Origin of the sequence: Coriobacterium glomerans PW2 (genome assembly GCF_000195315.1) — a bacterium.
Classification (GTDB): Bacteria; Actinomycetota; Coriobacteriia; order Coriobacteriales; family Coriobacteriaceae; genus Coriobacterium; species Coriobacterium glomerans.
In genome coordinates this window covers 655,178-679,166 of record NC_015389.1, presented here as the reverse complement: position 1 = coordinate 679,166, position 23,989 = coordinate 655,178, and the positions used below count along the sequence as shown (strand labels likewise).

Below are 23,989 nucleotides of genomic sequence, written 5' to 3'. Positions count from 1 at the left end.
CTCCCCTCCCAGCCGCGAAGCGGCGGGTCGCACCGATATGGTCGCGCGACCCGCTGCGTTCAGTCTCTGATTTGCCTGATGGTATCTATAAGCGAGCCGTCGCGATACTCGACCAGGGCGACGGCGCGGTCGGTGAACTCAAGTGGTCGCGGCGTGCCGACGATGTGCTCGGCGAGCCGCTGGAGTTCCTCGATCGGCTTGACGTCCATACCGATGGCACCTTTGAGTTCGCGCGCGAGATCGGCGCGGCGCGGATTGACCGCGATGCCGTACTCGGTTACGAGCACATCGATGGACTCGCCCGGCGTGATCACCGTGGTGACGTCGGGGACCACCGTGGCGATCCTGCCACGGACCAGAGGAGCGGAGATGATCGTGAGCTTTGCGGTCGCGGCATCCTGATGTCCGCCGATGGCACCGCGTATGATGCCGTCAGAGCCGCTCATGACGTTGACATTGAAGTTCGTGTCGATCTCGAGCGCCGACAGGATGGCGATGTCGAGCTGATCGACCATCGCCGCCTTGTTGTGGGGATCGGCGTACCAGGACGCATCGATCTCCTGCTGACAGGCGTGGGTGCGCATGGAATCCGCAGCGCAGCTGTCGAAGTCCTGGACGTCCATGATCTTGTGGACCAAACCCTCATCCAGCAGATCGATCATCGGCTTTGTGATGCCGCCGAGAGCGAACGACGCCTTGACGCCATGATCGATCATGGACCGCCGCAGATAGCGCGTGACAGCCAGGGCCGCTCCTCCGGAGCCGGTCTGAAAGGAGAAGCCATCGCGGAAGAGGGAGGATGCGACGATGACCTCGTTGACGGCCTGCGCGATCTTGAGATCCTTCGGATTCTTGGTGAAGCGGGTCGCACCGGAGCCGATCTTATCGGGATCGCCCACCCGATCGACTTTGACAACGTAGTCAACCTGGGTCTGCTTGATCGAAGCAGGTGTGTTCGGATACTCGACGATGGTATCGGTGAGCAGAACGACCGTGTCGGCATATGCGGCGTCTACCAGAGCATAGCCGAGGCTGCCGAAGACAGCGTCGCCGAACATGCCGTTGGCGTTGCCGAGCCTGTCCGCGTTGGGCACGCCGAGAAACGCCACATCGATCTTGATGTCGCCCTCCTCGATCGCGCGGGCGCGGTTGCCGTGAGAGCGAAATATCACGGGGGATTCCATACCTCCATGGGAGACGAAGTCGCCCAGGCTGCCGCGCATCCCCGAGCTGGTGATGCCGGTGACGGTACCGCACCTGATCGCCTCGATCGCGATGTCGTTCATGACGCCGATGAGCGAGGAGGGAGCAAGCGTCAGATCACGCACCCCCTGATCGATGAGTATGCGCATCACCTGGTTGAATATGAAATCCCCGTTGCGAAAATGATGGTGAAACGAGATCGTCATGCCGTCGCGAACGGTTCTTTTGACGATATCGGCGAGCGAGCTGCAGATCTTGCTCTCCCTTTTGCCGACGTGGACGGTCGGAGCGACGCGTCTTATCTCGGTTTTGCCGATATCAACCGATTTGAACGGCCTGTAGCCCCGCTCGCGCAGGATCTCATCGGATATCTCGCGACCAACGTTATTTCTCAATGTAGTTCCCCTCCTCATCGATCAGATGGGATGCGCGGGCCAAGCTGATCACGCGCTCCGCCCGCATGGCGACCGGACGATCGACCATCTGTCCGCCCATCGAGATGACACCGGATCCATTGATCTTGGCTCGTTCGATGGCGGCGATCACCTCGCGAGCTGTGTCGATCTCCGCTCTTGTCGGCGCGTACACCTCGTTCACCAGAGGAATCTGCCGAGGATTGACCACCGATTTGCCATCGAAGCCGAGCTGGCGGATATGCCGTGTCTCGCGCAGGAATCCCTCGGTGTCCTCGGTGTCGGTGAACACGGTATCGAACGCGGCGATGCCGGCGGCGCGCGCCGCGTGCAAAACCATGTTGCGCGCGAACTCGAGCTCGGCGCCGTCCGGGTAGCGATGCGTCCTCATGTCGGTCGTATAGTCCTCCCCGGACAAAGCGATGCCGATCATGCGCTTGGATGCCGAAGCGATCGCCGGAGCGCTCAGCACGCCGCGAGCGCTCTCGATGGCCGCCATGAGATGCGTCTCGCCGAGCGGCCGCCCGAATTCGCGCTCGGCGTCCTCGACGTCGCGCTCGAGGACGCAGATCATCTCGGCGGATTCCACCTTCGGCAGGCGGATCACATCAACACCAGCCTTGACCATGGCCAAGATGTCATTGTGATAGAAGCTCGTGTCCTGTCCGTTGACACGGACGACGAGCTCGGCTTGTCCGTAATCCTGGGTTCTCAGAGCCTCGAACACGAGGATGCGCGCGGCGTCCTTCTCGGCGAGCGAGACCGCGTCCTCCAGATCGAACATGATCGAGTCGGCTCCGAATATGCCGGCGTCCTTGACCATGGCCGGGTTGTTGCCCGGTACGAACATCATCGTGCGACGAAGCCGCATCTCATCTGTCGCCATCTCAGAGCGCCTCCCAAACCGGTTCTTCTGCCATCCCGGCGCCGCGCTGCGCAGCGGTGAGCGTGCGCGCCCTGATCACGCAATCCAGCGCACCCTTGTCGACGGCTTTGACCCGTGCGCGGGAAATGCCCAGCGCCTGAAGAGCATCGGTGATCACCTTTCTGATCTGGGCGCCGAACTGCTTCTCGACGTCCGATGTCAGCTCGATCTGAATGCCGCTATCGCCTCGCGAGACGGTAATCTGGATGTCTGAGGACTCCAGTGTCCCGGCGATCGCACTCGATTGAATCTCCACGTCTTGTCATCTCCTCTGTGATCTCGCTTGAAGATCTCGAATATGTTCTTTGATGTATGCGAACGTCGCATCCGGCACGAGGTCGGCGATCCTCTCAGGCGCGCCCGCCTCGATGGCCGCGCGCACGGCCGTCGCCGATATCACCTGTGCGCCTGATCGCGCTCTTTCCATGATACGCACTTCGACCTCGGGTGGAAGCTCACGCTTCAATGCCTCGTTGTATCGAGCCGTCGTCGGCGAGAACGGTTCGGTGCCGAGATAGCGCGCGGTGATGTTGAGCGGAGGGGCGATGCGGCATTTGAACAACAGCGCATCCAACGTGGTCTGATAGGTGAGCGCCTGCGCATCCGAGGGCAAAAAGTACGCAGGGAACGTGACCCGCGACACCATGTACTCGCCACCGGCGACGACGCGGACGCGAGGAAGGTCGCGAACACCCTGACGCACGAGAGCGATGCGATCGGCTGTGGGGACCAAGGATACATCGTCGCTCACCACGAATACGTAGACGAGATCGCTCTCGCTGACCGCTCGCTCGACCAGCGCTCGATGTCCGCATGTGAAGGGATTCGCGTTCATGACGATCGCTGCCACGCGCATCTCATTCTGATCGGGGATGCGCGGCAGGTTGGCGACGTAATCGTCGATGCCGCGGTCCCCGGTCTCTAAAAGGGCTCCGAGATCGCTTCGCACCAGCACGTGAAATCCGATATGCTCGAAGCTGGGGCAAGCATGCGGCCCGCAGGAGACGAACAGGTGAAAGATCCCCTTCCGCGCGCGATCATCCATCAAAGCCGTCATGAGCGCATTGAACCGGCTCCCCTGCTCGGAGCTCTCATTGTCGACCGCCACGTACTTCAAAACGTCACCGGCAGCCGATCCGGTGGCCACGAGCCTCCCTGTGACATCGAAGATGCCCAGCGAGCGATCTATACGGGTGAGCTCGGCGGAAGTGAAGTTCGTGATGGCAAAGCGTTCCAGGAACGCCCGCCACATGGCGAAGGTCTTCGCCTCGTCCAGGTTCAGCACGCGAAGGGTGTCATCCATTGTCTCTAATCCCCCTTTGCCGTATCCGCTCGCTTTGGAGAAGCCCGCTTGCGATCACGCGCCTACAGGTTCTGAAGAACCATGATGACAGGCACGACGATGACGAACAGCACCGAGGTCGAAACCACGATATTCGTCGCGAACTTGACGTCGCAATGATACATGGTCGCTATGATCGGCAGAACCGCGAGCGCCGGCGTGGCCGCCTGCACGATCAGAGTCTGCTGAAAGACGCTGTCTATCCTTATGCCCGCATTGAGCCCAACCAAGATGACCAGCGCCATGACGACCGGGGAGATCACGAAGCGCCCGAGAAGCGTCCAGATGACATTGAAATCGAACTCCATCTTGAGGATACCGAAATCCTTGAGCATGATTCCTATGTACATGAGCGACAGCGGAGTGACGAGCTCGCCGATATCGCCGAGTGCCGTCGTGGCGAACGTCAGCTTCATGAAGGCAGCCTGCAGGCCCGGGATGTAGATGAACGGAAGGGCGACGATGAAACCCCACAGCGGCGTCGGGATCAGGTGGTGCCAGTCGAACTTGGCCTTGCTGCCGTGCTCGAGGGTCGGATCATCGGCGGCCGTGACCCACACGCCGACCGTCCAGATGACGATGGTGTTGACGATGTAGTAGGTGAGCAGATACGGAAGCGATTCTTCACCGAACAGCGCGATGTTGAGCGGCATGCCGATGAAGACGGTATTCGCCCCGTTGATAGCGGTCATCATGAGACCGCGTCGACCCGGTCGAACCCTGAACGCGTGCACGGCGATGAAAGCCAAGACGTAGCCGATGAAGATGGAGGCGGCCGTGAAGATGACGCCGGCCGACAGCGTCGCGAGCTGCTCGGGATGGAAGTACTTCTGCATGGCCATGAAGATCGATGCGGGCAGCGCTATCTGCATGATAAGCTTGCACAGCGCCTCGGAGAACTGTTTGTTGAACCACCCCTTGCTCTTGCCGAAATACCCAACCGAGATCATCAGGACGATTGCCAGTACGCTTTGAACCGAAGTCAGGAACACGGACATTTCGCTACCCCCTTCATATGTGGTTGCTGTTCTGGTCTATGACATAGGCTCTTATCGCCTGGGTCACCGTCTCGACGACGCCTTCATCGAATACGCCGGGGATGATGTGCTCGGGAGCGGGATCGCAAACCATGTGGGCGAGTGCTCGGGCAACCGTCTGCTCCAGTTTGAGATCGACACGCTTGAGACCGCACTCGAGCAGCCCCTTGAACAGCCCGGGGAATGCAAGGATGTTGTTGACCTGATTGGGGTGCTGACTTGAACCGGTCGCGATCACAGCCGCCCCGGCTTCTCGAGCGACAGAGGGCTCGATCTCGGGAACCGGATTCGCGAGAGCGAAGATGATGGGATCTGCCGCCATGCGACGAACCTGCCGGCCGCTCAGAACGTTTGCAGCTGACAAGCCGATGAAAACGTCCTGTCCGGAAATCACCTCATCGAGCGAGCCGGAGCCGCTATCATAGCCGATCTGCTCCGCGAGCTCGATCTGATAGCTGTTGCAGGCAGGAGAGTCAGGGCGTACGACGCCGTCGATATCCACGAGCGTCAGCTTGCGGACCCCCGCTGCGTACAGGAGCCTGCCGGTCGCGATGCCGCCGGCACCGACTCCATTGATCACGACTCTGAGGTCCGAGAGTCGTTTGCCCACGACCTTGGCGGCGTTGATCAGCGCGGCCAGCACGACGATCGCGGTGCCCTCCTGATCATCGTGGTACACGGGAATGTCCAGAAGCTGCTCCAGGCTTGTTTCGATCTCGAAGCACTGCGGGGCGGCGATGTCCTCGAGGTGGATCCCGGCGAAGGACAAGGAGATATTTCTGATCGTGCGAATGAACTCCTCGGTCGATACCTGCTCCACGGCGAGAGGCAGCGCATCGACGCCAGCGAGGCTCTTGTATAGAAGCGCCTTGCCCTCGACGATCGGCAAGCCCGCGGCAGGACCGATGTTGCCCAGGCCCAGCACGGCAGAACCATCGGTGACAACGGCGATGAGCTTGCCGCTCAAGGTCATCTTCGCTTTGAGCGACGGGTCGCGCTCAATCGCCTTGCTCATGGTCGCAACGCCCGGCGTATACGCGAGGCTCAGATCGCTCGGGTTCTCCACGCGCATTTCAGGCGCCATCTGAAGAACACCGGTTTCCGCCTCATGGATAGCAATGACCTCATCTTGTTCCATGGGCGTGGCCTTTCATCGAGAGGGACGGGTATAGCGATCGTCATGTGCGGGCAACATATGAGTTGATCATACCCCGTTTGTTTCAATTTATCAATTATTCTCTGATATTTTTGTAATAAATAAATTTATAGACGATATAAATGAAAACCTGTCGCTTCATATTTACAAAGTGATAATCTTCATGGTCGCAAAGGCGATGCTATACTCATCATGTTGGTACCAAGTGAAGGACCGGAACACCATGATGCAACCCTTTTCGCGCCGTGAGCTGCTGGCACATGTGGCCCAAGATTTCTACCACGGCAAGCACTCGATCGCAGATCTGTCTTCAAAATATGAGATGAGCCGGTATCTGATAACCAAGGCGTTGGATGAGGCGCTGACCACAGGGGTCGTGACGATCCAGATCAACGCGCCGGTCAGTCGCAACTACCAGCTGGAGTCGGCCCTGAAGCGTCGGTTCGACATAGCGCACATCGCCGTCGTGAGAGAGATCGGCGACGTGGACAGAGACGTCAACAGCATTCTCGAATACAGCGCCGAGCGCATTCAGATGTTGATCCGCAAGGCGCATGTCATCGGGTTGAGCTGGGGCAGCACGGTGTTCTCGGTGATCGAGCACTTCGCAGATGAGCTGCGGGAAGACCTGACGTTCACACAGTTCATGGGCGAGAACATGAAATACCATTCCAAGACGGGTTCGAAACGCATGGTCGAACTCGCAGCGGCTCATTACGAGGCGAACTACGCGACGCTGCCGGCTCCGCTATACGTGGTGAGCGACCTTGTCCGCGCCGCGCTTCCCGAGGAACCGGCCCTGAGACCGACCCTTGCGCTGGCTCGGAGAATGGATATGCTGTTCTGCAGCTTGGGTACGTTGGATTCGCTTTTGGCGATACCGGCGTGGAAATCGGCGCGCGCCGAGCTGTTCCCCGCAGTCGAGTCGGGAGAGGTGGCCGGCATGCTATTCGGGCGTCCCTATGATATCAACGGTGTCTTCCTGACTGCTCAGAAAGACACGACGGTGGGACTGACTCTCGACGAAATCATGGCGACCCCCCGCCGCATCGGAATGGTCAAAAGCAAGTTCAAGACCGATGCAACGTTGGGTGCCCTGCGCGGTGGCTTGCTCACCGAGCTGATTCTCACCGAGGGAATCGCTCGGCGCGTGCTCGTGGCCGACGACGAGCAGAGCTGAGGCGGGATAAGCTGACGCGCGGATTGCCGCTCTGGAGTCAATCCCCATTGTTTTCAACATCTAATCGATGAGCAGCAGATTTTTCTTGGCGTAGTCCTTGTGGACCGATTGAGAAACGGCATCTGAGATAAGGTAGTTCAGATCTTCGACTGGACCGACGATCGCGCTACTAACAGTCCCAAATTTATCAGTGGTCACCATTCCCAGAACCTCGGTAGAGACTCTTGTCATCTCCCGTTTAATATCCGCCTCTTGAGCTGTCGGAACGCTGGTCCCCACTTCGGTATTGATATTGTAGATACCCATGACATAGAGATCTGCCCGTATGACTTGAAGCGACTTATACGTCTCAACACCAACGTTGATCATTGAGTTTTTATAGAAGCATCCACCGAGATTTATTACCGTCATATGTGGACGACTTGCAAGCTCGATGGCAAGGGGTGGGCTGTTCGTAATCACTGTTGCAGAAAAATCCAACGGCAAAGCTTGAACCAACGCGAGATTTGTGGTGCCACCGTCTATTATTATGACGCTTCCCTCTTTGATAAAGGGCAGTGCCTTAAGAGCCAGCCGATGTTTTATCTCGCTATCGACAGTCGTGCGAAAAATAAAATCCGTAACAGGCGGTCCGACACGAAGGGCACCGCTGTGAACGCGCTTCAATTTTCCCTTGCCATCGAGTTCTTTGAGATCCCTGCGGATAGTGTCTTCAGACACCGCTAGGCGCATGCTCAGATCACTCGCTATGACTTTTTGCTCCTCATTGAGGATGTCAAGGATTCTTTGCTGCCGTTCCTCTTTTAACATGCAATCCTCCTGCACGAATTTGCTTGTTTATCTTCTCATAGGTGGGATTTTCATACAACAGGTACTGCTTACAATTATAAACATGCAATTTCTTGCCCATTCTTATTACTAATTTGCTTGTTTATATTGATTTATGCGTGTATCAAGGATAAGCTGTTCTTACATAGCGGAAAAGGAGAGTCCTCATGAACGATACCGTAATCCTGTCACCCTCTATCATGTGCGCGAATCTCGTAAATTTGGAACAGGATATCCACGAACTGAAACGAATCGGCTTCAACACGATACATATCGATCTCATCGATGGTATTTTTTCGCCGAGCATGCCTCTTGGAATTGAAACGATAAAAAGCATGCGCAAGATAACGGATGCTGTATTCGATGTCCACATCATGGCTCATGACAACGAGTTCTTCATTCGTCAAATGCTAGAGATCGGTGCGCAAAAGATTACCTTCCACCTTGAAACGAGTCTGCATGCAGATCGATATATTCATTTGATCAAAAACGCAGGGGCGCAGGTTGGCATAGCCCTCAACCCTTCAACTCCTCTATCTATGCTGGAATATATTCTTAAGGAGGTTGATAGAGTCTGCTTAATGTTGATCAATCCCGGGTTCGCGCAAGACAAAAATGAGCATCAGGTTCCATATGCATTTGAAAAGATTCGTGATCTAGCCCGCATGATTCATGAAAAGCACCTGAAAACTTCGATTCAAGTGGATGGACGCGTTTCGCTTGAAAAAATTCCGGGGCTTATCGAAGCTGGCGCTGACGATCTCGTCCTAGGAAGCACCAGCTTGTTCTTTCACGGAATTTCGCTGGCTGATAGTAGCGAAAAGCTTCTCGAATTAATCCGCCGTATCGATAGATAGGAATAGAAGATGTCATATACCAGCTCAGAAAAAAGCATCATCAGAGAGATTTCTGTCGCTTTGAATTCGATATCGATCGACCAAGTTAACAAACTGATAAATGAAATCAAGCAAGCTGACCGCGTGTTTTTCGTAGGCGTCGGACGAGTGCTCCTTTCCTTGGAGGCCATAGCGAAACGTTTTAGCCACTTGGGAATCATGACAGCGGTAGTGGGAGATACTACCGAACCGGCAATAACATCGCGAGATCTGCTGATAGTGGGGTCAGGAAGTGGTGAGAGTATTTTCCCGCTAGGCGTTGCAAAAAAGGCAAAGGAGTTCCATGCCCGCATCGCACACATCGGGTCAAACCCATCGAGTTCGATGAAAGAATTGACCGATTGCTTTGTAAGGATTCCCGTACAAAGCAAACTCTCTCTAGCAGACGAGATAACATCAATTCAGCCCATGACAAGTCTCTTTGAGCAAAGCTTGCTGTTACTAGGCGACTCAATCGCCCTGATGATGATCGATAGCGAACATCTTGACATGCATAAACTTTGGCAACATCATGCAAATTTAGAATAGATGGTAAAAATGAATGCAGTTCACTTTGGTGCAGGGAATATCGGCAGGGGTCTCATCGGTGAGGTGCTGCACGATAGCCACTTTTATATTCAGTTTCTGGATACCGATCCACAAATCATTAAACAGCTCAGAGATGACCGCTCATATGAAATTCGGTACCTCGATCGTCAACTATCGACAAAAACCATCGATAATGTTTCTGCGATTAACAGTGCGACCGACCGAGAACACGCACTTCGCGCCTTGGCTGACGCAGATATTATCACTACTTCAGTAGGGGCTAACAATTTAGAAAAGATCGCCGCTTTGCTTCATGATGGAATGCTCTCTCTCTGCCACAATTCCCGTCGTGTAAACGTGCTAGCGAATGAGAATATGATCAACGCAAGTTCCTCATTGCGGGAGCACATATATGATCTTTCAGAACCTGAAGAACGACGGCTATTCGACCAGCATTTTTCTTTTGTTGATACAGCTATCGACAGACAATCCCTTTCTTGCGTGGTCGAAGGCAAAAAAGTAGCGGTTGTTGAGCCGTATTTTGAATGGGTCATTTCAAATAATCAAATACCCACTGATACACCCTACAGGATACAGGGTGCATCATATGTTGACGACATGACTCCATTTATAGAAAGAAAGCTCTTCATCGTCAACGCCTCTCACGCCGCATTCGCTTATACCGGCGCTCTTTTTCATTATGAAACCGTTCAGCAAGCTATCTCCGACACGGATATTAATACGGCAGTTCGTTCCTTCCTAATGGAAAATTTCCAGTATTTCGTCAATCAGTACAGTTGGGCAGAAGAAGAGATGCTGGAGTTTATCAAGCAGACGCTTAACCGGCATGGCAATCCCCAGATTGCCGACGAGATCAAACGCGTCGGTCGCTCACCGTTAAGAAAACTCGATCAGCACGACCGGCTCGTCTGTCCAGTGCTGAAGCTCGAGCAACTCGGCCTGAAAAATGAGATGGGAAAGCGCATGATCGCTGCAGCGTATCTGTATGAGAATTCGCAAGATCCGGAGGCGGTTGTGCTGCAGAAGGAAATCCAACGTTATGGCTATGCATCGACAATATGCAAAAGGTCGAATATCGCTGAGCCACTTGCACGGGAAATTGCAGGATTGTGTTTCGCTCTCAAGAAAAACGCGCAATTGCTATTTAAGAACGGGGAAATTCGATGATCTCCGATTTGTTGAAAGGTCGCATGCGGCTCATTCCCCATGCTGATTCGTGGGTCGCTGCTATTTCAATAGCAGCGACCCCTCTCCTCGAAGATGGAATCATCACTGCTCGATATATCCAAGCTATCTTGCAAAACGTTGTTGAAAACGGCTCCTACTTTGTTCTTCTGCCAGGTATTGCGATGCCCCATGCGCGCCCCGAGTACGGCAGCCTCGGGCAAGGTATGAGCTTTCTCAAGCTGGAAGAACCAGTGTCATTTCCAGATAATAGAGCTGTCCACGTATTTTTTGTTATAGCCTCTGACTCTGATGACGGCCACCTTGACATGATCTGTTCATTAGCGGAGATTTTGAGCGATCCGGTGGCGGCTGAAGAGCTAAGGCACGTCTCCGACCCCTCCACGCTGATCGCACTGCTCGATAGCCACAGATGAGGCTATTGTCCGCCGTCGAAATTGACATATTGTTTAAGCATTTTACGTAACAGCCAGATCAGGTTGAAAGTCAATGCGCAAAGGAGCTGATGATCATGGAACACTTGTAACCTTCAACAGCTTGAAAAGCAATTCAGCACCAAGCGCACGCTATGAATCTGAATCATTCTGATCAGCTTGAAACGTTGACTGCTGCCAAGGAGATGAGAGTAATGAACACGAACCATTCCGCAAAGCACGTTTCCAAGAGAGCAAGAGTTCAAGCGTTTGGAGGCTATCTGACCAACATGGTAATCCCGAATATCGGGGCATTTATCGCTTGGGGCATCGCGACTGCACTGTTCATCCCAACAGGGTGGCTTCCGAATCAAGCTTTAAATGAGCTGATCAACCCTACTATCAAATATCTGCTGCCCCTACTGCTTGCATACACCGGCGGGCGAATGATTGGCGGGCACCGTGGTGGAGTCTTAGCCACGATCGGAACAATCGGTTTAATTATCGGATCCGACGTGACCATGTTTCTAGGAGCTATGATCGTTGGTCCCTTGAGCGGTTGGATCATGAAAAAGATGGATGCGTATCTGGAAAAAAGAATTCCGGCAGGCTTCGAGATGATTGTTAACAACTTCTCAATCGGGATCGCCGGCTTTGTTTTAATGGTACTTTCTTATTTAATCGTTGGTCCTACAATCCAAGCCGCGAATAACTTTGTAAAAGACTCAATCGAAGCATTGGTGAAAACTGGCTTTTTACCAATTTTGTCACTTATCAATGAGCCTGCGAAGGTGCTTTTCTTAAATAATGTTATCGATCAAGGCGTATATTATCCCTTGGGGATGGAACAGACCTTAGAAGCAGGGAAATCAATTTATTTCATGCTCGCCTCCAATCCGGGACCTGGACTGGGGTTGCTGTTGGCGTATTCAGTTTTTGGCAAAAGCGCTGCAAGACGAACAGCTCCTGGTGCCATTATTATTCATTTCCTCGGCGGCATTCATGAAATGTATTTTCCCTATGTGCTCATGAAACCACTGACTATCATATCGATGATTCTGGGCGCTATGTCAGGGATCATGACATTCCAACTGTTCGGAGCAGGTTTAGTAGCTGGACCGAGTCCCGGATCGATTTTCGCCTATATGGCGCTTACTCCAAGAGGCAACTTTGTCGGAGTGTTCGCAGGAGTTATCGTGGCGACTATCGTATCTTTTCTAACGACCTCGGTGATTTTGAAAGCCGACAGCTCACCAAACGACGATGCCCAATTTGAGGGTTCAGTTACAAGATCGAAGGATATGAAGCTGGAGGGAATTAATTCAAATGAGGCGGCGCGATCGGAGCTCTCTTCTGCAGCGGCCACGGTACTCAGAAAGATCTCTTTTGCCTGCGACGCCGGCATGGGAAGTAGTGCGATGGGTGCCACGATATTTCGGAAGAGGCTTAAAAGAGCCGGGATTTCCTGCGTCACAGTAAAACACTACCGCATAGAGGATATCCCCGAGGATAGCGATGTTGTAGTGGTCCACAAAGATCTGGAGGAGCGAACGGTCGCGACTCGGCCCAGCGCGAACATCGTAGCACTCGACAGCTATTTGGAGGATCCCAAGATCGATGAGCTGTTGCGAGAAGTGGTCCGCGCTAATCGAGATGGCGACGATGCCGATGAGCTTCGCGTGAGGCAGTGAAAACGCTTTGCAACCGCTTGAGCTCTAGATCTTCAACGACTCGCTGCGACCTGGATTGGAATCAGTGATCACACGTGCGACGTGTCCGGGATAGGGAATCTACCCCGGACACGCGTGTTCCAAGATTTCAGTTTTTCACATTGTTCTGCTCGAATGCCTTGTCGTAGGGGGCGTGCACAAGGCCTTTCTCGGTGATGATTCCTGTGATCAGGTCATGATCGGTCACGTCAAACGCCGGATTGAACACATCAACGCCTTCAGGGGCCATGCGCTCTCTATACCACATCTCCGTCACCTCATCAGGCTCCCTCATCTCGATCGGGATCTGATCGCCGGTCGGAGTTGCAAGATCGACTGTCGAGGTCGGCGCGCATACATAGAATGGAATTCCATAATACCTTGCAAGGATAGCGACCCCGGAGGTACCGATCTTATTCGCGGCATCCCCGTTTCTCGCCACTCGATCGCATCCGACGAAGATGACGTCGATCTTTCCAGATTTCATGAGGATGGACGCCATGTTGTCACATTGCAGCGTCGTCGTGATCCCTGAATTGAAAAGCTCGAATGATGTCAAGCGGGCACCCTGCAGCAACGGACGCGTTTCATCGCAGTAGACGTGCATATCATCACCACGCCAGCCTTTCTCAAGCGCGACATACATAGGGGCCGTCGCGGTTCCGTACTTGGCTGTGGCAAGTGTGCCGGCGTTGCAATGCGTCATAATGCCGATTTCGGTGCCCTCTTTTTTCAGGTTCTCGAGTATGCTAAAACCAATCTCACCGATGCGACGGCTTATCTCCACATCCTCTGCCCTGATCCTATCGGCCTCATGGAACAGGGCTTTCTTTATCTGAGAAATCGTCTCGCCCTTTTTGTTCACCAAGACCCTCTGCATCCGATCCAACGCCCAAAAAAGGTTGACGGCAGTCGGCCGCGAGGAGGCGAGATAATCTTTGATCGATGTGAATTCCGCCGAAAAAGAGTCGTAATCCTTCGCCTCGATCTTGGAGGCCAGCAGTGCGATGCCGTAAGCTGCGGCGACACCGATCGCCGGCGCGCCCCTCACCCGCAACTTCTTGATTGCATCCCATATCTCTTCTTTAGTGCCGAGATCGATTCGCTTGATCGTTGTCGGAAGAAGCGTCTGATCGATTATGTCAAGCGCGGTGAGGTCATCATTCATGCGGACGGTGATCACATGTTCGAAGAATTGTTCAACATCCATGTTCCTCTCCTTTTTGTATCGAAGATCAGCTGATGTCAATCAAAGTGTCGCTTCTGCCTCTTTTTGCGCTTCCCTTAGTCCCATCACGAAGTCATCTCCTGAGCGAAATGAACTTTGGTGCATAATGTAGTTTTTTCCGACGAGTATATTGATTCGTTCAGCGAGTAAACGTTTCTTCTCGTCTTTGATCGATGTGACATCGACAACATTTGCCAGGCCTACGGTTCGGCGATGCAATTCCGTCCCGGCATAGCCTGCGGTATCATCGAGCACACCATCGATATACCATTTCTTGAAGCCTTTTGTTCTCGCCATGGGTTCCGTGCAGCGCTCATCGAACTCTCGATCGAACTTCTCGATGAACAGATCGACTGTTTTGGCAATCGTCTCAAGCACCCAGCTGCAAAAAGCGGTGTCGTCCGAAGCGAGTCCGTTGACGTATGAAAAGATGAGATTTGCGACGATGTTGCCTGTATCATAGCCCATAGGCGCGTAAGTTCCGAACTCTGAATCGAACACCTTCGTAGCATCTTTTTTAACAAAGATAGATCCAGTGTGAAGATCGCCGTGGACAAGCGCTTGAGCATCGGTCATAAATCGGAATTTAAGCTTTGCGACTTCAAGGTGCAAGGCCTCATCATTGTAAAGATGCTCGCGAACGAAATCCGCGTTGGGAGGAAAAACGTTATTGCGATGATTCAAGTCGGCGTATGGCTCCATCAGCACGAGCTTTTCGGTGATATCGCAAAGATCCGGAGAGATGAATTGCTTCACGTACTCCTTTTTCTGACAGTGATCAAGCACCACATCACTGCTGAGAAGCAGTGTGTTCACCATGAACGTCGAGATGTCCTCAGCAAAGCGCGGGAAGATCTCATGCTTGAGCATCGCTGCGCGCATCACCTCGAAATCAGAGCAATCCTCCATACCGCATGCGCACATGACGGTGTCATAGAAAAAGACATGCGGGACCATCCCGGGTGCGAACGTATCTTCCAGCTCGAGTATTTCAGATTCAAGACGATTGCGATCTCTGGAGGGCTTCATGTCCTTTGAAATTCGCGATTCAAGGCCAGCCTGCTTGACATAGATGGAATTGCCTTTTGCATCACTGACATGAAAGACGTAATTGAGGTTACCGTGTTCCGCGGGAACGATGGCTTTCAAAGAATCTCGATCCCAATCGATTGATGGTGTCTTTTCCAATACGTAATCAACGATATCATCCGGACTCATCTCAAAGTAGGTTTCGAATCTAGACATCAGTCTTCTCCCCTTCCTCATGTTGACGACAGCTTCATCGCCTTATGGCTGCAGCACAAAAGCCGATTTCATATGCTGATCTTTAAGTGATGCATGCGATTCAAGTGTTCGATTGCGGTAGGAGACAAGAACGATTGCGCGTCACAGCAAGAGGAGATCCAGGCGCTTGAATAGGCGAGTGAGACTCTCGGCAGACCTCGTATCAATCATGTTTCGCCTCGGGCAACTCACATATGAAAGGTGATGCCGGCAGACCTAAGTCGTTACAGAGATTCGCCTGCTCTGGCACATTCGAGCAGGCGTACTCCAACGCCTCCAGCCTATCAAGCGGAAGATGAGAGATATCCACTTTTACGACATCGCCCTCAAGACGCGCCTTCGCAGCATTTCTCGTACCGTCGGCGAAACGGAGATACAGCTCTTTCAAGGTGTCGGCATCTGATGTTTTCAGCCCATCGCCAGTGTGTTCAAAGGAGAGGATCAGATCGTCTCCCTTCTTGGCCGCAGAAGTGAACACGGGACTGAGCCAATTGCCTGATTCGCCGTAAGCCAGCTGAGATGCCGCCATGGCCAGACGGTCCCCCACCGTCTTTTTGTCTGTGGGATGAAGATCGTTTGCCTCACCGCAGTCGATCGTTACCACCATCGCTGTATCTGGCACGCAAAGCAGGCCCCGCTGCAACTCACGGAATGCGACCCACCTCGTCGCGTCGGCCAGGTCATAATCCGGGAGTTGAACAAATAGAACGGGAAGTCGCTCGCTGTCCCATCTGACTCTCCAAAGCTCCACCATCTTCTTGAAACAATCCGAGTAGCCCTCAGCCGCATCGGTGTTTATCTCCCCTTGATACCAGCAAGCCCCTCTGATAGGAAAATCATGCAGGGGAGCTATCATAGCCTGATACATACCGATTGGAACTCGTTCGAAAAAGGTCTGCTCCTCGAGGGGCTCCATGTCAGCTCCTCTGCGATATTCCCACATCGCGCCCAAGTCTATTGAGAAGCCGTCATCCCAAAGCATCGCTCGGTGTTTCCCTGCGGTAAAACCTCCCGTACCGTGAACTGCGACCAGCCGCATCACGATAACGTTTCGTCCCGCGGTAAGACCGTCGAGCCGGTATTCCCGCGGAGGATACTGATATGCGGTCTTTCCCACGAGGTTTCCGTTCACGAACGTGAAATCCGCATCCGTCACGGTCCCCAGAGAGAGGCGCGCCGGCTTCCCCGCATGAGATTTTGGAACCGTGAGGTACGTTCGAAGCCACACGGTTCCGCAACCGGACAAATCTGGTTCTTCCTGCCAAGGATCTTCTGGAGAAAAACGCTTCCAACCACGCTCCGGCAGCCCGCATTCCCAGTGGCCCGCCAAACCAGGGTCTCTGCTATCCAAGCGAGTCCACCAATCCGCAATCCTCCTCTCGTCTGCATTCTGCACGCGCTGCACCTCGCCGGTTCTCCTATACGTCTCCGTCTCAGCAAGCATCTCTGGGTGGTTCTGGCAGACGCCCCGGCTAATCCACGACTGGATCGGAGTTCCTCCCACAGCCGTCAGCACAAGTCCGATAGGAACTTCATAGCGCTTGAACAGCGCTTCAGCAAAAAAGAAACCCACTGCTGAAAACGAGGCGACATCCTCCGGGTGTGCTGTGATCCACTGCCCACCCGAAAGCTCCCGTTCCTCTTCGTCGAAATTCCAATGAATCGGAACGGCGAACTGGCGGATAAGCGAGCTTGCACCTGTGCTGTACTCCTGAGGAAATCGATATTTCACGCGCTCCATGGGAAGCTGCATGTTGGATTGTCCCGCGAGAAGCCAGACATCTCCCACATAGACGTCTGTGACCGTCACCTTGATGTCTTGACATTCGAAGTCGAACTCATATGGGCCTCCTGCGGGAAGCGGCGGAAACATCAGCTGCCACATCCCCGCTTCGCCTACCTTCGCCGAAAGAACCGTGCCGCTATCGGGTGACGCTCCCCTTTCCTTTCCGAGTCGGTGCAGCCGAGCGACGACGCCATGCCCCGGCTCGCCACGTCCACGTACGGTTATCGGCTCATCTCGTTGCACGATGGCGTGGTCAGAAATCATGGGAGTCACCGAAAAATCAGCCTGTTTCATCTTATTTGCCCCGTTCATGCTGATTGCCTCTTTCTTTCAGACTGACCATTCCTCTGCAACCGCCGTGTGTCCGACTATACGCGAGTCTGTCTACTCCTCTGTGTCCAATTCGGTGTATCTGAAGTAGTCAAAGTCTGCGGGGATGCGATACCCACCGTAGTCAACGGCTGCCATACCGGTAAATGCACCGGTGAAAAAACCACCCATTGTCTGCAGGACGTAATCATCTGACAGGATTGCCGCATCCAGCGTCACGGGGATGTCAATCCAGGTGCTCCCGTCAAACGAATAGGCGTATGAATAGGTTTGCCTCCTCACCTTTACCTTTAGATAGACGAACTCGATATCGTCGGGAATCTCAATCGCTGCGTCTTTCAGATAGCTCCTCAGATGGTTTCGATTGTTCTCGATGATCTCAATGACTCGAGTCTCTCGCTTCTCGTCCCACGTCACCTCGATCATTGAATAGTGACGCGTGTTGTAATAGCTGGTCAGCCCTGCTGCTTGCTGATAGCTCCAAGGATTGAAAGCAAGCTTGATCTCAGCATCGAAGTTGAAGCTCTGCCACCGACGAGCGACATGTGCCTGCGTGAATCTCGAGTTCAGTGCCTCTCGTCCGAACAGCCGGAGAAATCCAGGTCGTTCCGTCAGAGAACCCAATTCGTCAGAAAAGGGAATTCGCAACGTATTGAAGTTGATATTCAGCGCCGGCTCGTCAAAATCATCCTTTTCCAGATACGTTCGGGGCCATCGGTGCTCTTCAACCCCCTGAGGGGCCTCGACGTAGCGCTGCCCCCCATGGCCGCCGATGATATGCGGCCACCCGTCGGAATCCCATTGGACTTTTTGAATCGCCGTCTCGCGACCTAACGGATTCCAGCCGCGCGGATCAATAGAGCTCTCTTGCGGACGATTCCAGGGACGGCTCGCCAGCGACGCATAGTACCACTCGCCGCGAGGCGTTGCGACAAGCGATCCGTGCCCTTGTTTTTGCAGATACGATCGAGGGGTGTCGAAGTTGGTCAGGAAAACCTCGCCGGGCTGGGTCTCAAACGATAGGGCATCCAGACTTCTCGAGCGGCTGACGACCTCTTGATGCGTATACGTCGTTCCACCTTGCGCCGCGAATAGGTAATAGAGGCGGTCAATCTTATAGATATGAGGGCCTTCCAGCAGTCGAATATCAGTTCCCTCGTAGATCGTCCGCGCGGTCTGGGGCATGAGCTTCATGGTCTTCAGGTCAAGTTCAGTCAGGCTTATCCCGTGAAACGGCTGAAGGTATTCGCGATGATCCCATGTCTGCTGAACAAGGTATTTTCTTCCATCGTCATCATGGAACAGAGAGGCATCGAATCCGACGCCATTCAACTCGATGGGCTTGCTCCACGGCCCCCTGATATCCTCGGCTGTAATCAGATAGTTATGGACATCTTTGTACGGACCATCCACGATCTTCACATCTGAGAAGACCAGCCAGTATCTGCCATCCGCATATGAGAGATCTGGCGCCCAGACGCCGCCGGAATCCGGATTCCCGGCCATGTCCACGAATTCCACCGTATCCAGTGGATGCGTGATCAGATGCCAGTTCACCAGATCTTTTGATTCATGAATCTGAACTCCCGGAAACCACTCGAAGGTCGAAGTAGCAATATAGTAGGTATCTTCGACGCGAATGATACTCGGATCGGGGTTGAAGCCCGAAAGAACAGGATTGGAAATCCTCATGCTGCACCTCCTCGTGCTCACGCTACCTGGTTTTTCGCTGTGCCAGATTGCCTGACCAGACGTACTGATCGTATGGAAGACCTGTCAGCTCTTCCACGATCTTCTTCGTCTCGGGGTCCACCGTCGCTTTGGCGGCTTTGACCTCTTCATTCGATTCAAGCGCTGCTGATCTGAGCCGTTTGATTTCAGTCATCAGAATACGGTGCGTATTCGAGTTGAGTTTAAAGGTTATCGCATTCCACATCGCCCAGATGACCAGCACGCCGATGAAAAAGACCATAAGGATGGCAATCCCTGTGCCCGCATTTTGAATGCTGGCGTTCAGCTCGCTGCTCGTAACCAAGGTATGGTATGCCGATTCGATGGATACACCGTTATCGGTATGATATTTGATCACTCTGTCAGCGGTCTGCGAAACGATCTGACTGTAGCCGGCGATTCCCATGATCGAACCGATGATGATATTGAATGCCGCATTGGTGAATTTGCGAACAAACGACATGGCTCCAGCATAGATGCCCGCGCGCTTGTCCCGCGAAATGATTTCATCGATGTCGGCCATCATCGGAAAAACAACCCAGGGAACGCTTCCCATGAACTGACGTCCGAACGTGAAAATGCAGCTCGCCACTAAAATCGCCGTATAGATAACCTGCTCGTTGAACGCCTCGCGACCGAAGTAGGTGATACCGTATACCGTGCATGATATCAAAATGCTGGAAAAGCCGATGATATACATCTTCTGGGGTCCGAATTTGGAATGATTGATCAACCAGCTTCCTATCGGAGCGAAGGCAAATGTCATGATCAGCAGCGGAACAGCTAAGATGACCCCCGCTGCGGCAGGATCTATCGTCAGCCTCGGCAGAAATGAGACCGTAGCAAAGATGACAAAAATCGTTGTATAAGAATCGATGACGCCGAATGTCGAGAAGTATAGAACAAGATGCTTTCTGAATGTCTTGATTTTCAAGGTCATCGCTAGATTTGAGAACTGCCGAGCGAAGATCTTGAGCGGGGTCTCAAGGCTCTTCTTCTGCTCCGAGAGATTATTGAGGATTATCTCCCGGCGCTCTTTCGATATAAAGATCGGATCCCAAGAGGAGATGAAGACGAAATAGGTAAGGATCAATCCCATGATGCCCCACAGCACAGCGGTGGCGAACAGCGCCCACGGGGAGGTCTGAAGACCATCCGCAGCAGGCAGCAGCCTCATGAAGATCGAGGGGACGATCGTTATGCATGGTTGAGCGATTCCGCCGGCCCACATGCGAATCGTTCCCATTTTGTTGCGCTGAGTGAAATCTTCAGTCATCTCCGCCGGCAGCGTCTCCCAGGGGATCATGATGAGATCCAGACAGAAGTCAAACAAGACGAACGCCAACAGGTAATACAACCATGACCATCCCGCGGCGATGGGAATCCAAACCAACACGAATGATATGGACGTGGGAATAGAGAATATCAGGAAGAACCGACGGCGACCGTATTTTCTGCCGACAGCAAAACGATAGAAGTCGTCGGAGATCGCGGCGACGATCGGCGCCCAAATCATATCTACGAACAGACGAACGGATATGAGGATCGCCGCGATTCCTGGATTGACACCTCCGAAGCTGGTCAGAAAATAAAGCAGCCACGATCCGACCAAACCGCCGGTTCCTGAGTTGAACATATCCCAAGCACCGACACCGAGCGCATTTTGAAATCCGATAATTCCCTTCTCTTTATCTGTCTTGAAACTGAAGAACTCTTTGAAGAATGATTTTTTGTTTTCCTCGCCCATGTCTTCTCTCCCGTAGTTACTCGTATATAGTCCTGTTGTGCTCATCTGCAATTCCGGACATACGGTAGAAATAGGTATTGATCTGGTCTCGCCACTCCAATGCGTTTTGTTTCTGCAGCTGCAATCGTCGAGCAACATTGCTGTAGTCTATTTCATCGATAACCCCCTCTAAGGTTGACCACTTCTTGATGTAGTCCAGCACGCCCTCGTAGCCGTCGAAGTGCGTGTTATAGATGTGCTGTATCACTGTCTCGCCCGATTGCAGCACGTGCGTATAGGGCACGTGATGAAAGAACAGCAGGACATCATCAGGAGTTGTGGCGGGATCTTCGTACATGCGTGCAACTTCATCGCTGTACAGACCGCTGAATCCGGTTCCAGTCGCGACTGATCGATCCACGCCCACGCCATTGCGATCGGCGAAATGATATGTCCCCCACCGATCGTACTCGTAGCCGTTGACCGAGACTCCGTAATGCGAGCTCGGCACTACCATGAAGCCGATTCCCAAAGGCGCGTTGTACTTTTTGTACGTTTCATTCGAGGTGATCATGATCTCGTAGATGGTCTTTCGGTATTTCGGCTGTATGCTCAAGAATGTCTGGTTGATCCACTCATCCAAGATCTCTTCAGGCGTCAACTCGTTGTCCCACGACAGCCGACCGTACCCGTACAGGTTTGCCTGAGATAGCTTGTTGCCCGTCCAGTTGTAGTCCATGCCGACGTTGCCGACAGAGGTGAAACCGGTCTTCTCGGGATCGATCGCATGCTCTTTCAGAATGCAGCTCGCGACTGAGTCGCCGACATCTCTGTACTTCGTGTCAAAGGAAATCACCTTTTTCCATTGCGGCACAATGTAGTTGATATCGATCTGATGGCCGAGATACTCAGCGGTTATCTGAAACTCCATGACCTGATTGGTGCGTTTGAGGCCCCCGAATAACGGCGTCAGCGGCTCACTTGTCTGAAAATCGATGGGACCGAACTTGATCTGCAGAGAAACGTTCTCTTTGAATTGACCGTCCAGTGGAAGAAAGTTTTCGGAAGACGCTTTGGCGCGATCGGTGGAACGATCCCGCCAGTCCTGCCGAGAGTTGTAGACAAAGGTTCGCCAGAAGATGTGCCCACCGTAGGGCTCGACGGCTTCGGCGAGCATGTTGGCACCGTCGGCGTGGGTTCGCTTATATTGATAGGGTCCTGGCTCGCCCTCGGAATCGGCTTTGACTACAAATCCACCGAAGTCTGGAATCCGATTGTAAATATTCCGTGCGATTTCCTTCCAAAAGTCTCTGACCTCCTGATCCAGAGGATCCGAGGTCTTGATCTGCTTGATGCGCTTGGGTGCCTCCCAGTTGATGGCGAGATACGTTTTGATACCGAAGCTAGTGAATATCTGGGCGATATCCGCGACGCCGTCGAGCAGCGGATCCGTAATCAAGAAAGTCGCGAGACCTCTGACGTTGACGTTGTTCAATGAGACCGCATTGATCCCGATGGAAGACAGCATGCGCGCATAGAACTCAACTCGCTGATAATCGCGTCTGAAGGGATCACCGACAACATCTCTGACACTGAACTCTTTCCGATCTGGATTGCTGTTCTTTCCATATTGACCGAAGAACAGCGATTCTCCCGCATATCCACGTTCTATCGTGCCGTCAATCTGATCCCAATGATCAATCATTCTGATCGGCTGAGAAGGTGTGGACTCGAAATTCAGACCTTGATGATTTATCATCCGCCTGACCATCGAGTAAAAGCCGTACAAGATGCCGCGGCTGGTATTCCCGATAACCGATATGACGCCTTCAGAGGATTCCAGTCTGTATGACTCATCCGTCGCCAGCACCCCAGGTCTCACCCTGAGAATGATCTCAGCATCTTCCTTATCAGAGGTGATCCTCGCCCGCCCCCAGCCGAGTATCTCGGAGCGCAGGCGCAGCGAAACCTCGTTCTCCTCGGGAAGGTCGTCAAAATAGAACGATTTTCCACCGATGGATCGTTCAACAACCTCGCTGGTCAGCCATGTTTGGTCAAATTCCATGCAGATACACCTTCCTCAATTCATCACGATGTGATTGATAACAATGGAGCAGATTGATGGCGAGGAGCGATTTGACACACTCAATTGATCGCATCCCCTCGATGAATCATTGATTTGTATAGAGAACTCGCAGATTGTTTTGAATAGCCATATATCAAGAGCGCATCGAGCAAGAAGGGGCACCAAGTCAAATTATTGAGTCGCTTTGCGAATGCCATTGCGCCGATTTCGCTCAAACACGCAATGTGACTTTTATAGTGAAATCGCCCGACGCGCCAGAGGGTCCGGTTGTACGCCCGCGTCCAGATCTCATCCTCATGTTCATTTTCAACCGCATGAAATATCTCGTGGGCGATCACGATGTCACTGATCGAAAACGCCAAAGTTGCCTGGGTTGTAGAATGGGCGACGAACACGACCTCCTCCGGAGCGATACCGCAGTCCGTCAAACAGCTTTTAAATGATTGCACGACTCCCAAGGCTACCCCCTCCTTGGCGTCATGAGTTGTTTTCACCTCGTTTTTGCCAATGATCTCGTGTGTCGCATTGTCTATCGCTATGCACTTCGTGTATGTCCCGCCTACATCGATGCCCATACGGACCTTGCGAGAAAAATCACCCATAGCGTCCCCTTTTTTCAAACTTCGATGGCTTTCTCTATTCTGAAACTTTAGTTTTGTATTAGCGCACTTATATCCATAAGCGGTGCGAAAGCAGCCGTCAGCGGCGTTGACGAGTCAATCCGAACTATTCAATTGACTGATTCACGAGCGGCTCAATCCAGCACTCGATTCCACTTGAAATAGCGAGAGCCTAAAGAAGGCTTTGCGCAAGACATTTAGATGGGCATCGCTTCAACCATCGAGAACGCTTGAGTTTTTTTGATTCTTCAAATGAAGTATGCGCTCCGTCTAGCTACATGGCTTAGACTCATATCATCGATTGCAAGCATTCGGGTGATCCTGATCTTGAGAACTGGGCGAGAGGCTTTCTCGGTGCTGCA

Annotated in this window: 20 protein-coding genes; 6 read left to right on the top strand and 14 right to left on the bottom strand. The window is 53.0% G+C overall.

Features of this window, described 5'->3' with window-relative positions:
• Positions 1-59: 59 nt before the first annotated feature.
• From citF to CORGL_RS02920, 6 genes are all read right to left on the bottom strand, one after another.
• A complete protein-coding gene (gene citF / locus CORGL_RS02945) occupies positions 60-1,598 on the bottom strand; it encodes a citrate lyase subunit alpha (protein WP_013708434.1) in 1,539 nt (512 codons plus the stop codon).
• Positions 1,588-2,502, bottom strand: coding sequence for a citrate (pro-3S)-lyase subunit beta (gene citE, locus CORGL_RS02940; RefSeq protein WP_013708433.1), 915 nt, complete (start codon positions 2,500-2,502; stop codon positions 1,588-1,590). The genes citF and citE overlap by 11 nt, the downstream gene beginning before the upstream one ends.
• A gap of 1 nt (position 2,503) precedes the next feature.
• Positions 2,504-2,797, bottom strand: a complete 294-nt coding sequence (gene citD, locus CORGL_RS02935; RefSeq protein WP_013708432.1) for a citrate lyase acyl carrier protein — start codon at positions 2,795-2,797, stop codon at positions 2,504-2,506.
• Positions 2,798-2,803: 6 nt separating this feature from the next.
• Positions 2,804-3,844 (bottom strand): [citrate (pro-3S)-lyase] ligase, encoded by a 1,041-nt coding sequence (gene citC / locus CORGL_RS02930; RefSeq protein ID WP_013708431.1) that lies wholly within the window; start codon positions 3,842-3,844, stop codon positions 2,804-2,806.
• 62 nt (positions 3,845-3,906) lie between these two features.
• A complete protein-coding gene (locus CORGL_RS02925) occupies positions 3,907-4,881 on the bottom strand; it encodes an AEC family transporter (protein ID WP_013708430.1) in 975 nt (324 codons plus the stop codon).
• Between the two features lie 13 nt (positions 4,882-4,894).
• Entirely contained in the window at positions 4,895-6,058 is a 1,164-nt protein-coding gene (locus CORGL_RS02920; RefSeq protein WP_013708429.1) for an NAD(P)-dependent malic enzyme, read from the bottom strand.
• A gap of 241 nt (positions 6,059-6,299) precedes the next feature.
• Here CORGL_RS02920 and CORGL_RS02915 point away from each other — a divergent pair, with 241 nt between their 5' ends.
• A complete protein-coding gene (locus tag CORGL_RS02915; RefSeq protein ID WP_013708428.1) occupies positions 6,300-7,256 on the top strand; it encodes a sugar-binding transcriptional regulator in 957 nt (318 codons plus the stop codon).
• Between the two features lie 60 nt (positions 7,257-7,316).
• On the opposite strand, the gene CORGL_RS02910 is transcribed toward CORGL_RS02915, so the two are convergent.
• The gene (locus tag CORGL_RS02910; protein ID WP_013708427.1) at positions 7,317-8,066 is read right to left on the bottom strand and encodes a DeoR/GlpR family DNA-binding transcription regulator; all 750 of its coding nucleotides are present in this window, start codon (positions 8,064-8,066) and stop codon (positions 7,317-7,319) included.
• A 185-nt stretch (positions 8,067-8,251) separates the two neighbouring features.
• Between CORGL_RS02910 and CORGL_RS02905 the strand changes: the two genes are divergently transcribed.
• From CORGL_RS02905 to CORGL_RS02885, 5 genes are all read left to right on the top strand, one after another.
• Positions 8,252-8,941 (top strand): ribulose-phosphate 3-epimerase, encoded by a 690-nt coding sequence (locus tag CORGL_RS02905; protein ID WP_013708426.1) that lies wholly within the window; start codon positions 8,252-8,254, stop codon positions 8,939-8,941.
• A gap of 9 nt (positions 8,942-8,950) precedes the next feature.
• A complete protein-coding gene (hxlB, locus tag CORGL_RS02900; protein ID WP_013708425.1) occupies positions 8,951-9,508 on the top strand; it encodes a 6-phospho-3-hexuloisomerase in 558 nt (185 codons plus the stop codon).
• Positions 9,509-10,696 (top strand): mannitol dehydrogenase family protein, encoded by a 1,188-nt coding sequence (locus CORGL_RS02895; RefSeq protein WP_013708424.1) that lies wholly within the window; start codon positions 9,509-9,511, stop codon positions 10,694-10,696. It begins immediately after the preceding gene.
• Positions 10,693-11,130 carry a PTS sugar transporter subunit IIA gene (locus tag CORGL_RS02890; protein ID WP_013708423.1) on the top strand — a complete coding sequence of 146 codons (438 nt, stop codon included), beginning with the start codon at positions 10,693-10,695 and terminating at the stop codon, positions 11,128-11,130. The genes CORGL_RS02895 and CORGL_RS02890 overlap by 4 nt, the downstream gene beginning before the upstream one ends.
• Positions 11,131-11,282: 152 nt before the next feature.
• The gene (locus CORGL_RS02885) at positions 11,283-12,818 is read left to right on the top strand and encodes a PTS mannitol transporter subunit IIBC (RefSeq protein WP_280985028.1); all 1,536 of its coding nucleotides are present in this window, start codon (positions 11,283-11,285) and stop codon (positions 12,816-12,818) included.
• Between the two features lie 127 nt (positions 12,819-12,945).
• Here the strand turns inward: CORGL_RS02885 and mtnA are convergent, their stop codons facing one another.
• From mtnA to CORGL_RS02850, 7 genes are all read right to left on the bottom strand, one after another.
• Positions 12,946-14,046 (bottom strand): S-methyl-5-thioribose-1-phosphate isomerase, encoded by a 1,101-nt coding sequence (mtnA, locus tag CORGL_RS02880; protein WP_013708421.1) that lies wholly within the window; start codon positions 14,044-14,046, stop codon positions 12,946-12,948.
• A gap of 39 nt (positions 14,047-14,085) precedes the next feature.
• Positions 14,086-15,309 carry an S-methyl-5-thioribose kinase gene (gene mtnK / locus CORGL_RS02875; protein WP_013708420.1) on the bottom strand — a complete coding sequence of 408 codons (1,224 nt, stop codon included), beginning with the start codon at positions 15,307-15,309 and terminating at the stop codon, positions 14,086-14,088.
• A gap of 202 nt (positions 15,310-15,511) precedes the next feature.
• Complete coding sequence (locus CORGL_RS02870) at positions 15,512-17,446, bottom strand: sialate O-acetylesterase (RefSeq protein ID WP_013708419.1); 1,935 nt, start codon at positions 17,444-17,446, stop codon at positions 15,512-15,514.
• A 72-nt stretch (positions 17,447-17,518) separates the two neighbouring features.
• Complete coding sequence (locus tag CORGL_RS02865; protein WP_013708418.1) at positions 17,519-19,156, bottom strand: glycoside hydrolase family 43 protein; 1,638 nt, start codon at positions 19,154-19,156, stop codon at positions 17,519-17,521.
• 22 nt (positions 19,157-19,178) lie between these two features.
• The gene (locus CORGL_RS02860; protein ID WP_013708417.1) at positions 19,179-20,942 is read right to left on the bottom strand and encodes an MFS transporter; all 1,764 of its coding nucleotides are present in this window, start codon (positions 20,940-20,942) and stop codon (positions 19,179-19,181) included.
• A 16-nt stretch (positions 20,943-20,958) separates the two neighbouring features.
• Positions 20,959-22,986 carry an alpha-glucuronidase gene (locus CORGL_RS02855; protein ID WP_013708416.1) on the bottom strand — a complete coding sequence of 676 codons (2,028 nt, stop codon included), beginning with the start codon at positions 22,984-22,986 and terminating at the stop codon, positions 20,959-20,961.
• Positions 22,987-23,066: 80 nt separating this feature from the next.
• Positions 23,067-23,609, bottom strand: coding sequence for a hydantoinase/oxoprolinase N-terminal domain-containing protein (locus CORGL_RS02850; RefSeq protein ID WP_013708415.1), 543 nt, complete (start codon positions 23,607-23,609; stop codon positions 23,067-23,069).
• Positions 23,610-23,989 lie beyond the last annotated feature (380 nt).

What these genes read in the sequence shown, in the direction of transcription:
- CORGL_RS02860 (WP_013708417.1), bottom strand. Translation starts at nt 20,942, where the DNA reads ATGGGCGAGGAAAACAAAAAATCATTCTTCAAAGAGTTCTTCAGTTTC.
- CORGL_RS02885 (WP_280985028.1), top strand. Translation starts at nt 11,283, where the DNA reads ATGAATCTGAATCATTCTGATCAGCTTGAAACGTTGACTGCTGCCAAG.
- CORGL_RS02865 (WP_013708418.1), bottom strand. Translation starts at nt 19,156, where the DNA reads ATGAGGATTTCCAATCCTGTTCTTTCGGGCTTCAACCCCGATCCGAGT.
- CORGL_RS02850 (WP_013708415.1), bottom strand. Translation starts at nt 23,609, where the DNA reads ATGGGTGATTTTTCTCGCAAGGTCCGTATGGGCATCGATGTAGGCGGG.
- CORGL_RS02870 (WP_013708419.1), bottom strand. Translation starts at nt 17,446, where the DNA reads ATGAACGGGGCAAATAAGATGAAACAGGCTGATTTTTCGGTGACTCCC.
- CORGL_RS02920 (WP_013708429.1), bottom strand. Translation starts at nt 6,058, where the DNA reads ATGGAACAAGATGAGGTCATTGCTATCCATGAGGCGGAAACCGGTGTT.
- CORGL_RS02905 (WP_013708426.1), top strand. Translation starts at nt 8,252, where the DNA reads ATGAACGATACCGTAATCCTGTCACCCTCTATCATGTGCGCGAATCTC.
- CORGL_RS02910 (WP_013708427.1), bottom strand. Translation starts at nt 8,066, where the DNA reads ATGTTAAAAGAGGAACGGCAGCAAAGAATCCTTGACATCCTCAATGAG.
- hxlB (WP_013708425.1), top strand. Translation starts at nt 8,951, where the DNA reads ATGTCATATACCAGCTCAGAAAAAAGCATCATCAGAGAGATTTCTGTC.
- CORGL_RS02895 (WP_013708424.1), top strand. Translation starts at nt 9,509, where the DNA reads ATGGTAAAAATGAATGCAGTTCACTTTGGTGCAGGGAATATCGGCAGG.
- CORGL_RS02890 (WP_013708423.1), top strand. Translation starts at nt 10,693, where the DNA reads ATGATCTCCGATTTGTTGAAAGGTCGCATGCGGCTCATTCCCCATGCT.
- citE (WP_013708433.1), bottom strand. Translation starts at nt 2,502, where the DNA reads ATGGCGACAGATGAGATGCGGCTTCGTCGCACGATGATGTTCGTACCG.
- CORGL_RS02925 (WP_013708430.1), bottom strand. Translation starts at nt 4,881, where the DNA reads ATGTCCGTGTTCCTGACTTCGGTTCAAAGCGTACTGGCAATCGTCCTG.
- citC (WP_013708431.1), bottom strand. Translation starts at nt 3,844, where the DNA reads ATGGATGACACCCTTCGCGTGCTGAACCTGGACGAGGCGAAGACCTTC.
- CORGL_RS02915 (WP_013708428.1), top strand. Translation starts at nt 6,300, where the DNA reads ATGATGCAACCCTTTTCGCGCCGTGAGCTGCTGGCACATGTGGCCCAA.
- CORGL_RS02855 (WP_013708416.1), bottom strand. Translation starts at nt 22,986, where the DNA reads ATGGAATTTGACCAAACATGGCTGACCAGCGAGGTTGTTGAACGATCC.
- mtnA (WP_013708421.1), bottom strand. Translation starts at nt 14,046, where the DNA reads ATGGATGTTGAACAATTCTTCGAACATGTGATCACCGTCCGCATGAAT.
- mtnK (WP_013708420.1), bottom strand. Translation starts at nt 15,309, where the DNA reads ATGTCTAGATTCGAAACCTACTTTGAGATGAGTCCGGATGATATCGTT.